The sequence below is a fragment of the Enterobacter sp. TMH.L2 genome (genome assembly GCF_050847315.1).
GTDB lineage: Bacteria > Pseudomonadota > Gammaproteobacteria > Enterobacterales > Enterobacteriaceae > Cedecea.
The window spans coordinates 3178836-3192824 of the sequence record NZ_CP193791.1 but is presented as its reverse complement, the minus strand read 5'-3'; the positions used below and the strand labels follow the sequence as shown (position 1 = coordinate 3192824).

The window sequence follows — 13989 nt, the reverse complement described above, 5'->3', positions numbered from 1 at the left end:
CGGATGCACAGGAGGCGGTATGTTTCTCGAGCGAGTTGAGATGGTTGGTTTTCGCGGTATTAACCGTTTGTCGTTAATGCTTGAGCAAAACAACGTGCTGATTGGCGAAAATGCCTGGGGTAAATCCAGCCTGTTAGATGCGCTGACTTTGCTACTTTCCCCGCACCGGGAGCTGTACCATTTTGTTCGCGAAGATTTCTATTTTCCCCCCGGCGAGCTGCATGGCCGTGAAAGTCACCTGCAAATCATCCTGACCTTCCGCGAGGCGGCGCCTGGCCACCATTTAGGGCGGCGGTATCGTAACCTTTCCCCGGTTTGGGTGGCGGGGAACGACGGCTTCCATCGTATTTATTACCGTCTGGAAGGAGAGCTTGGGGATGAAGGGACGGTTTTAACGCTGCGAAGCTTTCTCAATGCCCACGGCCAGCCGCTGGCGCTGGACGAAATTGACGATATGGCGATGAATATCACGCGGCTGAACCCGGTGCTGCGCCTCAGAGATGCCCGATTCATGCGGCGGCTGCGCAACGGAAGCATGCCCGAAATGCCGGAAACGGAGCTGACCGCGCGCCAGCTGGATTTCCTGGCGCGAGAGCTGGTATCAAGGCCGCAAAACCTCACCGATGCGCAGCTGCGGCAAGGGCTGTCGGCCATGGTACAGCTGCTTGAACACTATTTCTCTGAGCAGGGCGCGATAGCCCACCAGCGCCTGATGCGGCGGCGTTCTCATGATGAGCAGCGCAGCTGGCGCTATCTGGATGTGATCAACCGGATGATCGACAAGCCAGGCAGCCGTTCGCACCGCATGATCCTGCTGGGCATGTTTTCCACGTTGCTACAGGCGAAGGGCAGCATTGCGCTCGACAGGGACGCTCGCCCGCTGCTGCTGGTGGAAGATCCTGAAACCCGGCTGCATCCGATTATGCTGTCTGTCGCCTGGCACCTGCTGAATCTGCTGCCGCTACAAAAAATTACCACGACCAATTCCGGAGAGCTGCTCTCTCTGACGCCGGTAGAACAGGTTTGCCGGCTGGTGCGTGAATCCTCCCGAGTGGCCGCGTGGCGGCTTGGACCGGGCGGTATGAACGCGGAAGAGAGCCGGAGAATTGCTTTCCACATTCGTTTTAATCGCGCGTCGTCACTCTTTGCCCGCTGTTGGCTGCTGGTGGAAGGCGAGACCGAAGTGTGGGTGATGAACGAACTGGCGCGCCAGTGTGGGCACCATTTTGATGCCGAAGGCGTGAAGGTCATCGAGTTTGCACAATCTGGCCTGCGCCCGCTGATTAAGTTCGCTCGCCGGATGGGCATTGAATGGCATGTGCTGGTGGACGGGGATGATGCCGGTAAAAAATATGCGGCAACCGTACGCGGCTTGCTGGACAATGACCGGGATCAGGAGCGCGATCATCTTACAGCGCTGCCTGCGCTGGATATGGAACACTTTATGTATCGGCAGGGATTTTCGGATGTGTTTCATCGCGTGGCTCAGTTGCCCGAAAATGTGCCGATGAATTTGCGCAGGATTATTACGAAAGCTATTCATCGTTCGTCAAAGCCGGATTTAGCTATCGAAGTGGCTCTGGAGGCGGGGCGTCGCGGCGTGGATGCGGTTCCGCCGCTGTTTCGTAAAATGTTTTCTCGGGTGCTTTGGCTGGCGCGTGGCCGGGCGGATTAGCGCCCGGCTGGAAATGCAGATCTAGAAATGACCGTTGATGCTGTTCATCATGCCGTCGAGCAATTCATAACGGCGGCGATATTCTGCACGTTTTTTGCTGGCAATGTCTTCCAGCGGTTTGCGTTCCACGCTGGATGGCAGGGTAAACAGGCCGTCGGCGCGAGGTTCACCGCTCATAGACTGCCAGAAACTGTCATAGTCCGCATGTAGACTGTCTTTTTTCTTCTTCTCGTAGCGCCATGAACGGTAAATATGCGTACCGTTGCCGACGGCCAGAATGCGCTCTGCGTCGAGAAGCTTCGCCAGTTCACAGGCAACCTCAAGCAGCATGCGTTTCGGGAACAGCCCGTGGCAAGCCTTTGTGGCAGCCTGAATGGCTTCATGAGGCACCCAGGTTTTGGCTCCCTGCAGGCAGCCAATAAAGAAGGTGTTCTTGCCTTCAAACTGGTTGAGAGTAAAGGTCATACGCGCCAGGGGAACGCCTTCTTCATTACAGAAGTTCAGGAAAGCTTCGCCTTCTTTACCTTCAATATCGTGAGAGGTGAGATCGATAAACATCAGCTCGTTGTTTTTACCCACCAGCGTGGCCAGGCGGTAACCTTCTGCAGAGAAATGCCCGTTAAGCATTTTTTTCGGCATTTTCTCGGCAATTTTCTGGTAGTGGTAAGCGATAGTATCCCGCGTATGCTTGCGTTTTAGCGGCAGCGCAAGGTAAGGGCGATGCAGGCGGCAAGGCAGACCAGGCTGAGCGTTCAGCATGCTGGCAAGATGAGGCTGGCTTGCGAGGTTGTTCATCAGGCTGACGGTGTGCAAAGGCATCGCCAGTGAGCGTAAAATAAACTTGCGGCGGTAAGCCTTCTTGCCCCAGGATGCTCCCGGCTGCCATTCCCCCGTCGCGAGGGAAAGGAAGAGTTTCCAGCCTGTTTGAGGCAGGGCTTCGGTAACATGCGCGGCAGCGATCTGGGACATAATAACAACCTGATATTCGGGAAAGATGGCACTATTTCAGCACGCCGGATGTCAACCGACGTTCAATAACTGTTACATATCTTCACATTGTGCAGTTTGTTTAAGAACCGTTTAATCATGCGCTAGCTATTTCAGGATTTATATGAAAATTAAGGGAAAATTTAAAAAACGTTATTGGCTTTACGCGCTGCTGGTGGTGATATTTTTCCTCTGGCTTTGGCAGTTTTTGCATGTGCCAGCCCCACAATATCAAACGATGATCGTGCGTAAGGCTTCGCTTCAACAAAGCGTTCTGGCCACCGGAAAGCTCGATGCCGTGCGCAAAGTTGACGTCGGGGCGCAGGTGAGCGGGCAGTTAAAAACGCTGTCAGTTAGCATCGGCGATAAAGTAAAAAAAGATCAGCTTTTGGGGGTTATCGATCCCGAACAGGCAGAAAACCAGGTCAAAGAGGTTGAGGCCACGCTGATGGAGCTGCGTGCCCAGCGTATGCAGTCCGAAGCTGAAAGTAAGCTTGCCGCGGTGACACTTTCCCGCCAGCAGACGCTGGCAAAAACTCAGGCGGTGCCCCGCCAGGATCTTGATAAAGCGGCAACCGATTTGGCGGTAAAACAGGCTCAGATTGGCACCATTGACGCCCAAATTAAGCGCAATCAGGCTTCTTTGAGCACCGCGAAAACTAACCTCGAGTTCACCCGTATCGTCGCGCCAATGGCGGGGGAAGTGACGCAGATAACGACGCTGCAGGGGCAAACCGTGATTGCGGCGCAGCAGGCGCCAAATATTCTGACGCTGGCGGATTTAAGCACGGTGCTGGTGAAAGCGCAGGTCTCTGAAGCCGATGTTATCCATCTCAAACCGGGCCTGAAAGCCTGGTTTACGGTACTTGGCGACCCGATGACGCGCTATGAAGGCGTGCTGAAAGATATCCTGCCGACGCCAGACAAAGTCAATGAGGCCATTTTCTATAATGCGCGTTTTGAGGTGCCGAATCCGAAGGGCATTCTGCGCCTGGATATGACCGCTCAGGTGCATATTCAACTCGGCAGCGTAAAAGATGTACTGACGATTCCGCTGGCCGCGCTGGGCGAACCGATCGGTGATAATCGCTATAACATCACGGTGTTGCGCAACGGGGAAACCAAAACCCGTGAAATAACTATCGGGATGCGAAACGACACCCAGGTTCAGGTCGTTAATGGGCTGGAAGAAGGCGAAGAGGTGGTGACTGGTCGCGCCAATGCCGGGAGTAGCAAATGACGGCGCTGCTTGAATTAAAGGACATTCGCCGCAGCTATCCTTCTGGTGAAGAGCAGGTTGAGGTCCTGAAGGGCATCAGCCTGACGATTGAAGCCGGGGAAATGGTGGCGATTGTCGGTGCGTCCGGTTCCGGTAAATCGACGCTAATGAACATCCTCGGTTGCCTGGATAAACCCAGCAGCGGCAGTTATAAGGTCGCGGGCGTGGATGTGTCGGGGCTGGATAACGATGCGCTGGCGACGCTGCGTCGCGAGCATTTTGGTTTTATCTTCCAGCGTTATCACCTGCTTTCTCATCTGAATGCTTCGCAAAATGTTGAAGTCCCAGCGGTGTACGCCGGGACAACGAGAGCCCAGCGTCAGCAGCGGGCGCATGAGTTGCTTGGGCGTTTGGGGCTAAAGGAGCGGGTGGAATATCTGCCGTCACAACTTTCGGGCGGGCAGCAGCAGCGCGTCAGTATCGCCCGTGCGTTAATGAACGGCGGGCAGGTGATTCTGGCGGATGAACCCACGGGTGCGCTGGACAGTCATTCCGGCGAAGAAGTGATGGCCACGCTGAAGCAACTGCGCGAGCGCGGGCATACGGTGATTATTGTGACTCACGATCCGGCCGTGGCGGCGCAGGCTCAGCGTATTATTGAAATTCGCGACGGAGAAATTATCAGTAATCCTCCGCCGGTTCATCAGCCTGCGGCGCGCATGGTTGAAAATCAAACGCTGCGAAGCGGTTCGTCGATACAGCAAGTCATCAGCAGTTTCCGCGAGGCGCTCGGCATGGCCTGGCTGGCGATGGCCGCGAACAAGATGCGCACGCTGCTGACTATGCTTGGCATTATTATTGGCATTGCCTCGGTGGTCTCCATTGTCGTGGTGGGCGATGCCGCCAAGCAGATGGTGCTGGAGGATATTCGCTCCATCGGCACCAATACGATCGATGTCTACCCCGGTAAAGATTTTGGTGATGACAATCCGCAGTTCCAGCAGGCATTAAAATATGATGATTTGCTGGCTATCGGCCAGCAGCCCTGGGTAAGTTCGGCCACGCCTTCTATTTCCAGCAATTTACGCCTTCGCTACGGCAACGTGGATGCGGCGGCCAGCGTCAATGGCGTCAGCGGCGACTATTTTGATGTTTACGGTATGACTATGAGCCAGGGCGCAAGCTTTAACGACGAGCAGATGAAGGGTCGTGCTCAGGTTGTGGTGCTGGACGCCAATAGCAAAAGGCAGCTTTTCCCGAACAAAAGTGATGTTGTCGGGGAAGTTGTGCTGGTGGGGAATATGCCGGCCACGGTGATTGGCGTGGCGGAAGAGAAACAGTCGATGTTCGGCAGCAGCAAAGTGCTGCGCGTCTGGCTGCCTTATAACACGATGGCCGGGCGCGTGATGGGGCAAAGCTGGCTCAACTCAATAACCGTACGTGTTAAAGAAGGGTACGACAGCCACGAAGCCGAGCAGCAGCTTAATCGCCTGCTGTCGCTGCGTCATGGCAAGAAAGACTTTTTCACCTATAACATGGACGGGCTGTTGAAAACGGCGGAAAAGACCACACGTACTCTTCAGATGTTCCTGACGCTGGTAGCGGTTATTTCGCTGTTGGTTGGGGGGATTGGGGTCATGAATATTATGCTGGTGTCGGTCACTGAACGTACCAAAGAGATCGGTATCCGTATGGCGGTGGGCGCCCGAGCCAGCGATGTACTGCAGCAGTTTTTAATTGAGGCGGTGCTGGTTTGCCTGGTCGGTGGCGCGCTGGGGATATCGCTGTCGCTGGTTATCGCGTTCACGCTGCAGCTGGTGCTGCCGGGCTGGCAGATAGGTTTCTCGCCGCTGGCACTGCTGACCGCGTTTGGCTGCTCCACGGCCACGGGGGTGCTCTTTGGCTGGTTGCCGGCCAGAAACGCGGCGCGCCTGAACCCCATCGATGCACTGGCTCGTGAGTAATCCCGGCGGTTGGTCATAAAAATGCCAGCCTTATGGGCTGGCATTTTATTTGCGGGATGTACACAATTAATGGGGAACTACGCGACCGCTTCCGCCTCGTGGGGAACGATCAGGCTGGCATGGTTGCCTTTAGGTCCCTGATGCACATCAAACCTGACAAGCTGTCCGGCTTTTAACGTTCTGTACCCGTCCATTTGAATGGTGGAGTAGTGAGCGAAGATGTCTTCGCCGCCGCCTTCCGGGCAGATGAAACCGAACCCTTTGGCGTTATTGAACCATTTAACAGTACCCGTCTCCATGCTTCGACATCCTTCGTAACTCTTAATAGTGAGATGGAATCAACCGGTGGGTAAGGGCGGGCTGTTCAAAACCTCGCCAACTCACCCCGCTACAATGTAGATATTTTATACACTGCGTCAAGCGTCTGGCGGGGCAGGTAAGGCAACAATGAGTCAAAAATTTGAAGCAGTTAACGCTATTGCTATTAATGTGATGTAGCTCGCTTACGGAGATTCGTTACGGGATCGAATACGTTGTCATACGTTTGCGAAAAGCGTATTACACTCAATATAAGGCCTTGCCTGACAGTATGTTGGGCTTCAACAAACGATGATAAATCGCAATGGGTAAGACGAACGACTGGTTGGACTTTGACCAAATGGCGGCGGATAAACTGCGCGAAACGCTAAAACCGCCCTCCATGTATAAAGTTATACTGATGAACGATGACTACACGCCAATGGAATTTGTTATTGACGTACTGCAAAAGTTCTTTTCTTATGATGTTGAACGTGCCACGCAGTTGATGCTCACGGTTCACTATCAGGGTAAAGCTATCTGTGGCATCTTTACTGCAGAAGTAGCGGAAACCAAAGTGGCGTTAGTGAACCAGTATGCAAGGGAGAACGAGTACCCGTTGCTGTGTACGCTAGAAAAGGCCTGACAAGGCCGATAATTTGGGGAGGTGCCTATGCTCAATCAAGAACTGGAACTCAGTTTAAACATGGCTTTCGCCAGAGCGCGCGAGCACCGACATGAGTTTATGACCGTCGAGCATCTGTTACTGGCATTGCTCAGTAACCCATCTGCCCGCGAAGCGCTGGAAGCGTGTTCTGTGGATATGGTGGCGCTGCGGCAGGAGCTCGAAGCCTTCATCGAACAAACTACGCCGGTCCTGCCACCCAACGTTGAAGAGCGCGACACGCAGCCGACGCTAAGCTTCCAGCGTGTGCTGCAGCGAGCGGTGTTCCATGTGCAGTCCTCCGGGCGCAGTGAAGTGACCGGCGCCAACGTGCTGGTTGCCATTTTCAGCGAACAGGAATCCCAGGCAGCCTACCTGCTGCGTAAACATGAAGTAAGCCGCCTCGACGTGGTGAACTTTATCTCTCACGGCACGCGCAAAGACGAACCGAATCAGTCATCGGGTTCTGAAAATCCGGTCAACGAAGAGCAAGCAGGCGGGGAGGAACGTATGGAAAACTTCACCACCAATCTTAATCAGCTTGCGCGCGTGGGCGGGATCGATCCGCTGATTGGCCGCGATAAAGAGCTGGAGCGTGCTATCCAGGTTCTGTGCCGTCGCCGTAAAAATAACCCGCTGCTGGTCGGTGAATCTGGCGTGGGTAAAACGGCTATTGCCGAAGGGCTGGCGTGGCGAATTGTGCAGGGCGATGTGCCGGAAGTGATGGCCGACTGCACCATCTACTCGCTGGATATCGGTTCTCTGCTGGCCGGTACCAAATACCGCGGCGATTTTGAAAAACGTTTTAAAGCGCTGCTGAAACAGCTCGAGCAGGATCAAAACAGCATCCTGTTTATCGATGAAATCCACACCATTATTGGCGCGGGCGCGGCTTCCGGTGGCCAGGTCGACGCCGCTAACCTGATTAAACCGCTGCTCTCCGGCGGTAAAATTCGGGTGATTGGCTCGACGACTTATCAGGAGTTCAGCAACATCTTCGAAAAAGATCGTGCCCTGGCACGCCGCTTCCAGAAGATTGATATTACTGAGCCAAGCGTTGAAGAAACGGTGCAGATCATCAACGGACTGAAACCGAAATACGAAGCGCACCACGACGTTCGCTATACCGCGAAGGCGATTCGCGCGGCGGTTGAGCTGGCGGTGAAATACATCAATGACAGGCATCTGCCGGATAAGGCTATCGACGTCATTGATGAGGCGGGCGCACGTAGCCGCCTGATGCCGGTCAGCAAGCGTAAGAAAACAGTTAACGTGGCGGACATCGAAACCGTGGTCGCTCGCATTGCGCGCATCCCGGAAAAAAGCGTTTCCGCGAGCGATCGCGATACGCTGAAAAGCCTGGGCGATCGCCTGAAAATGCTGGTGTTTGGCCAGGATAAAGCGATTGAAGCGCTGACCGAAGCGATCAAGATGAGTCGTGCCGGTTTGGGTCAGGATCATAAACCTGTCGGTTCGTTCCTGTTTGCTGGCCCTACCGGGGTTGGTAAGACGGAAGTCACCGTGCAGCTGGCGAAGTCGCTGGGCATTGAGCTGCTGCGCTTTGATATGTCCGAGTATATGGAACGCCATACCGTGAGCCGCCTGATTGGCGCCCCTCCAGGCTATGTTGGTTTCGATCAGGGTGGGCTGCTGACGGATGCGGTGATTAAGCATCCACATGCGGTTCTGCTGCTTGATGAAATCGAAAAAGCGCACCCGGATGTCTTTAACCTGCTGCTGCAGGTAATGGACAACGGTACGCTGACCGATAACAACGGACGCAAGGCGGACTTCCGCAACGTGATTCTGGTGATGACCACCAACGCCGGGGTGCGGGAAACCGAACGTAAATCTATCGGGCTTATCCGCCAGGACAACAGCACCGATGCAATGGAAGAGATCAAAAAGATCTTTACGCCGGAGTTCCGTAACCGTCTCGACAACATTATCTGGTTCAACCACCTCTCTACCGAGGTGATTCATCAGGTGGTGGATAAGTTTATTGTCGAGCTACAGGTTCAGCTGGATCAGAAAGGCGTTTCGCTGGAAGTGAGCCAGGAAGCGCGTGACTGGCTGGCAGAGAAGGGCTATGACCGCGCGATGGGCGCTCGCCCAATGGCGCGTGTTATCCAGGACAACCTGAAAAAACCGCTAGCCAACGAACTGCTGTTCGGCACCCTTGTTGACGGTGGGCAGGTTACGGTTGCGCTGGATAAAGACCAGCAGCAGTTGACCTTCAACTTTGCGAGTGCGCAGAAGCACAAGCCGGAGGCCGCGCACTAGCGCTGGCTGAGGATGTAAAAAAGGCCGGGCATTGCCCGGCCTTTCTATTACAACGAACACTCAACGCCGCCCATCTCAGGCCGCGGAATAAAAACTATCAACGGCTACGGAAGACAATGCGGCCTTTGCTCAGGTCGTACGGGGTCAGCTCAACGGTGACTTTGTCGCCCGTCAGAATGCGGATGTAGTTTTTGCGCATTTTACCGGAGATATGAGCGGTAACCACGTGCCCGTTTTCCAGCTCAACGCGGAACATGGTGTTAGGTAACGTATCAAGTACGGTACCCTGCATTTCAATATTGTCTTCTTTGGCCATCTAATCCTCTGGGGTATCACTACCGTAGTTTGAACCGGCAAGATAATGCCGAAGTTCGCTTATCATGTAAAGAATTGTTGGTGAAATCACCAGTGAAAGTGCATTTTGCTTATTACCCGCCGGTTAGCAGCTTGCCGCATGGCAACGTCTGCGACGAAGAACGCAAGGAGATAAATGAGAGGGTATTCCCTTAAACAATAAATCCCAGACAACGGCGGGGTAGCAGGCAAAAGCCACTTAGCGGCGCTAATTATAACACCCTCACATAAAATGTGTTGTTAAACATTATTGCTCAGCATCTGCGGAACCCAGCAATGAGAGCCCAAGTGCTGGAGGCGAAGTTCCGCTAATGCCTGGAGATACTCTCTACGAGGAATTTCAATCACGCCCAGCGAAGCCGTATGCTCATTTAATACCTGGCAGTCGATCAATTTACCGCCATGGCGAATAAAGTGCTGACAGAAAACCAGCAGCGCCGTTTTGGAGGCATTCACCCGGCGGCTAAACATAGATTCGCCGCAAAATAATGCTCCCTGTGCCACGCCGTACATGCCGCCTACCAGCTCTTTTCCTTCCCATACTTCAACGGAGTGGGCATGGCCTAATTCATGCAGGCGCAAATAAGCTTCTACAATGTCTGCGGTGATCCAGGTGCCTTCATTTCGGTCGCTGGCGCAGCCATAGAGTACGCGCTCAAAAGCGTGGTTGAGCGTGACGGTATAAGGCGAAGTGCGATGAAAGCGCTTCATGCTGCGGCTAAGATGAAACTGCGCCGGGTAAAGAATGGCGCGGGGATCGGGCGACCACCACAAAATAGGATCGCCGGGAGAAAACCACGGAAAGATACCTCGCTGATAGGCCATCAGCAGGCGTGCGGGGGTCAGGTCGCCGCCAAGCGCCAATAACCCATTAGGTTCACGCAACGCGCCTTCCGGCGAAGGAAAGGCAATCGAGTCACGAGACAGCTGTACCAGGCGCATGACGACCAATACTCCAGAGCAATAGAGCAATAATAAATTGATAATAGTCTATTCAGAACGCCTACAGGCGCTGGCGAAATTGATAATAACGTCCGCCGGACGCCATTAATTCAGCGTGATTACCTTGCTCAATTATTTGCCCGTTGTCCATCACAATTATGCTGTCAAAAGCGTTCAAACCGCGCAGGCGGTGAGTGACCATCAGCACCGTTTTATCTCTGGTGACTTCAGCCAACAAATCAAGGATTTGGCGCTCTGTTTCTGCATCCAGGCCTTCGGTAGGTTCATCCAGCAGCATAAGAGGGGCGTTATGCAATATTGCCCTGGCAATCGCAAGGCGACGAAGCTCCCCGCCGGAAAGCTGACGACCACCTTCGCCAAGCCAGCTATTAAGCGCGCCGTCTTCAAGCAGTTTTTCAAGTCCTACCTGAGTCAGAGCGGTGCTGAGTTGGGCATCGCTGGCCTCTGGAGATGCCAGTAAAAGGTTATCGCGAAGCGTGGCGCTAAACAGGTGTACGCGCTGAGGGACAACGCTCGTTGCTTTGCGCAGAGTGACTTCATCAAAAGCGCTAAGGGCGATGCCGTTAAGTTGAATTTCGCCCTGCTGAGCATCCCATGCGCGGGTCAGTAATTGCAGTAAAGTGGATTTACCGCAGCCGGTTTTACCGAGGATCGCTATTCTCTGCCCGGCGCTGACAGACAGTGAAATGTCTTTCAGTGCAGGCTGACTCTGGCCTGGATAAGTAAAACTCAGCTCACGAATGTCCAGAGTTGCCCGCCGTTGCTCGGGCTGCGTTGCTTCAGGAAAAATAACTTCAGGTGTCTGGCTGGTGATTTGCGTCACGCGCAGCGCTGAGGCAATGACCTGGCCAAGATGCTGAAAGGCGCCGGTAACCGGGGCCATCGCTTCAAATGCCGCCAGGGCACAAAAGACGAACAGGGCAATCAGCGCGCCGGGAGATTGGCTTTCGCCTACGCCTGCGGATGCCATCCACAGCATCGTCAGTACGGCAATACCACTGATAAGCAGCATGACAGCCTGCGACAGGGCAGTTAACCCGGCCTGGCGACGTTGCGCTTCCTGCCAGCTGTTTTCCGTGGCATCTAACTGTTCGCGCGCGCGGTTTGCAGCGCCGAAAATGGTTAATTCCGCGTGGCTTTGCAGCCAGGAGGTGAGCTGCTGGCGATAGTTACCGCGTTGAACGGTTAGCGCTTCCCCGGTTGGCTGCCCGGCGCGGTAGAACAGTGGCGGCAGAAGGAGCAGAGTCGCGAGTAAAAATCCGCCAAGCGTTAAGGCAAGGGAAACATCAAGGAAACTCAGGCCAAAAGTCACCACCAGGATAACGACAAAAGCGCCGACGAGCGGGGAGATAACCCGTAAATAAAGGTGATCGAGCGTATCGACGTCTGCCACCACGCGATTGAGCAATTCTCCCTGGCGAAAGCGCGCCAGCCCGGCAGGGGAGAGGGGCAGCAGCTTGCTAAAGGTTGACACGCGTAAATGCTGCAGGACGCGGAAGGTAGCATCGTGGCTGACCAGACGCTCAAAATAGCGACCCGCTGTGCGGGTGATAGCCGCCCCGCGAACGCCTGCGGCAGGCAGCATGTAGTTAAAGCTGTAGAGTCCTGCAACGCCCACTACGGCCGAGGCAGAAAGGAACCAGCCGGAGAGCGTTAACAGACCAATGCTGGCAAGCAGCGTGATAATCGCCAGAACAACGCCTAAAGACAGTAACCATTTGTGGCGGCGATAAAGCGCCAGATAAGGCAGCAATGCGCGCATTAGATCTCCTCCTGGCGACTGGCCAGTAATAGAGCAAAGGGGCCTTCTTCAACGGAAAGCTGTTCGAAGTTTCCCTGCTGAACAATCAGCCCGTTCCGCATCACCCAAATTTGATCCCAACTGCTGATGTAGTCCAATTGATGAGTCACCATCAGTGTGGTTTGTTTCTGGGACGCTTCCGTGAGCGCTTCCATTACACGCTGTTCGCTGTGGGCATCCAGGCTCGCGGCAGGCTCATCCAGCAATAAAACACCGCAAGGGGAGAGTAAGGCTCTGGCTACGGCCACTCGCTGTGCCTGACCCACGGATAAACGGGTAGACTGATCGCCGATTGGGGTGTCGATACCTTCTGGCAGCTGCGACAGAAACTCTGTTACCGAGGCTTTATCCAGAGCTGCCTGCAAACGAGTGCCGTCCGCTTCTGGCATCCCAAGAAGTACGTTGTCACGTAGGGTAGCCGCCGGTAGCTGCGGATTTTGCCCCACCCAACTAAGCTGTGTGCGCCACCATTCAGGTGAAAGCTGTGCCAGCTCGACGCCATTGACCAGCAACTGCCCCTGATAGGGCAGGAAGCCGGACAGGACATTCAGCAGGGAGCTTTTGCCCGCACCGCTTTGGCCCACCAGTGCCACGCGTTGCCCGGCAGGAAGCATAAAATTCAGCGGCCCGGCCAGCACTTTCCCCTCTGCGGACAGAATTGTCATCTCTCGGGCTTCAAGAGTGAAAGTTCCGTTGCCCGAAAGCTGCACGGTTCCCTGCTCAGGGTGTTGCAGCGGCGCGTCGAGGAAGGTCTTCAGGGTCTCTGCCGCGCCTACGGCCTGAGCCCTGGCGTGATAGAAGGTGCCCATATCACGCAGCGGCTGGAAGAATTCAGGGGCAAGAATGAGCGCCAGGAAGCCAGCGAATAAAGAGACTCCAGCACCATAATGGCCGAAATTCAGCTCGCCAAGGTAAGAGAAACCGAAATAGACGGCCACCACGGCGATAGATAACGAGGCGAAAAACTCCAGCACGCCGGAAGAAAGAAAGGCCATGCGCAGCACTTCCATGGTGCGCTGACGAAAGTCCTGGCTTGCCGCGCGAATATTTTCAGTTTCCGCCGCGCCACGGTTAAATACACGAAGTGTTTCCATCCCGCGAAGACGATCGAGGAAGTGTCCGCTGAGCCTTGCCAGTGCCTGGAAATTACGGCGGTTCGCATCGGCTGCGCCCATGCCTACCAGCGCCATGAAAATAGGGATAAGCGGCGCGGTGCCCAGCAAAATGAGTGCGGCTGCCCAGTTGATCGGGAAAATGGCAATAATAATCAGCAAAGGCACCATGACCGCCAGCGACATCTGCGGCAGGTAGCGCGCGTAGTAGTCGTGCATGTCTTCTATTTGTTCAAGAACCAGCGTAGCCCAGCTCCCCACTGGTTTGCCCTGAATCCAGGCTGGGCCTGCCTGATGTAATCTGTCGAGTACCTGGCGGCGAATTTCCTGGCGAATGTGCAATCCGGCGTGGAATCCGACCTTTTCGCGCAGCCACACGATCCACGCGCGCAGCACAAATACCAGAACCAGCAAAATAAACGGCATGAGCAGTGCTTCACGCGGAATATTTTCCATGATCATGTGCTGGAGAATGCGGGCGAGCAGCCAGGCCTGGGCCACAATCAGTAAACCACTGACCAAACCGAGCAGACGTGACAAGCCGAGCCAACGGCGAGAGATAAGACTTTGCTGTTTTAGCCAGAGGCTAAGTTCTTGCTGACGGGTTTTATTCATCGCGTGCCAGATTCTGGTAGAAGAAGGAATTCTCAGGCAATTTTGACAGGCAATG

11 protein-coding genes are annotated in these 13989 nt (G+C 54.6%); 5 read left to right on the top strand and 6 right to left on the bottom strand.

Annotated elements, in window-relative coordinates; genetic code table 11:
• The first annotated feature begins 19 nt into the window (after nucleotides 1-19).
• Complete coding sequence (locus ACREYP_RS15365) at nucleotides 20-1675, top strand: ATP-dependent endonuclease (RefSeq protein ID WP_008461098.1); 1656 nt, start codon at nucleotides 20-22, stop codon at nucleotides 1673-1675.
• A gap of 21 nt (nucleotides 1676-1696) precedes the next feature.
• Here ACREYP_RS15365 and ACREYP_RS15360 read toward each other — a convergent pair whose 3' ends face one another.
• On the bottom strand, nucleotides 1697-2644 hold the full coding sequence (locus ACREYP_RS15360; protein WP_336817861.1) for a VirK/YbjX family protein: 948 nt from the start codon (nucleotides 2642-2644) through the stop codon (nucleotides 1697-1699).
• A 142-nt stretch (nucleotides 2645-2786) separates the two neighbouring features.
• On the opposite strand from ACREYP_RS15360, the gene macA reads away from it, so the two are divergent.
• Both macA and macB read left to right on the top strand, forming a co-directional pair.
• The gene (macA, locus tag ACREYP_RS15355) at nucleotides 2787-3902 is read left to right on the top strand and encodes a macrolide transporter subunit MacA (RefSeq protein ID WP_336817860.1); all 1116 of its coding nucleotides are present in this window, start codon (nucleotides 2787-2789) and stop codon (nucleotides 3900-3902) included.
• Nucleotides 3899-5845 carry a macrolide ABC transporter ATP-binding protein/permease MacB gene (gene macB, locus ACREYP_RS15350; RefSeq protein WP_336817859.1) on the top strand — a complete coding sequence of 649 codons (1947 nt, stop codon included), beginning with the start codon at nucleotides 3899-3901 and terminating at the stop codon, nucleotides 5843-5845. The genes macA and macB overlap by 4 nt, the downstream gene beginning before the upstream one ends.
• Nucleotides 5846-5922: 77 nt before the next feature.
• Here macB and cspD read toward each other — a convergent pair whose 3' ends face one another.
• Complete coding sequence (gene cspD, locus ACREYP_RS15345; protein WP_008461102.1) at nucleotides 5923-6144, bottom strand: cold shock-like protein CspD; 222 nt, start codon at nucleotides 6142-6144, stop codon at nucleotides 5923-5925.
• Nucleotides 6145-6467: 323 nt separating this feature from the next.
• Here cspD and clpS point away from each other — a divergent pair, with 323 nt between their 5' ends.
• Entirely contained in the window at nucleotides 6468-6788 is a 321-nt protein-coding gene (gene clpS / locus ACREYP_RS15340; protein WP_008461103.1) for an ATP-dependent Clp protease adapter ClpS, read from the top strand.
• Between the two features lie 27 nt (nucleotides 6789-6815).
• Entirely contained in the window at nucleotides 6816-9089 is a 2274-nt protein-coding gene (clpA, locus tag ACREYP_RS15335) for an ATP-dependent Clp protease ATP-binding subunit ClpA (RefSeq protein ID WP_166875461.1), read from the top strand.
• A gap of 97 nt (nucleotides 9090-9186) precedes the next feature.
• On the opposite strand, the gene infA is transcribed toward clpA, so the two are convergent.
• The 4 genes from infA to cydD form a co-directional block, all read right to left on the bottom strand.
• Nucleotides 9187-9405: a translation initiation factor IF-1 gene (gene infA / locus ACREYP_RS15330; protein WP_002211347.1), complete on the bottom strand. Its 219-nt coding sequence runs from the start codon at nucleotides 9403-9405 to the stop codon at nucleotides 9187-9189.
• 278 nt (nucleotides 9406-9683) lie between these two features.
• Complete coding sequence (gene aat, locus ACREYP_RS15325; protein ID WP_008461108.1) at nucleotides 9684-10385, bottom strand: leucyl/phenylalanyl-tRNA--protein transferase; 702 nt, start codon at nucleotides 10383-10385, stop codon at nucleotides 9684-9686.
• A gap of 61 nt (nucleotides 10386-10446) precedes the next feature.
• Nucleotides 10447-12168, bottom strand: a complete 1722-nt coding sequence (cydC, locus tag ACREYP_RS15320) for a heme ABC transporter ATP-binding protein/permease CydC (protein ID WP_336817857.1) — start codon at nucleotides 12166-12168, stop codon at nucleotides 10447-10449.
• On the bottom strand, nucleotides 12168-13934 hold the full coding sequence (gene cydD, locus ACREYP_RS15315) for a heme ABC transporter permease/ATP-binding protein CydD (RefSeq protein WP_336817856.1): 1767 nt from the start codon (nucleotides 13932-13934) through the stop codon (nucleotides 12168-12170). The genes cydC and cydD overlap by 1 nt, the downstream gene beginning before the upstream one ends.
• Nucleotides 13935-13989: the final 55 nt, after the last annotated feature.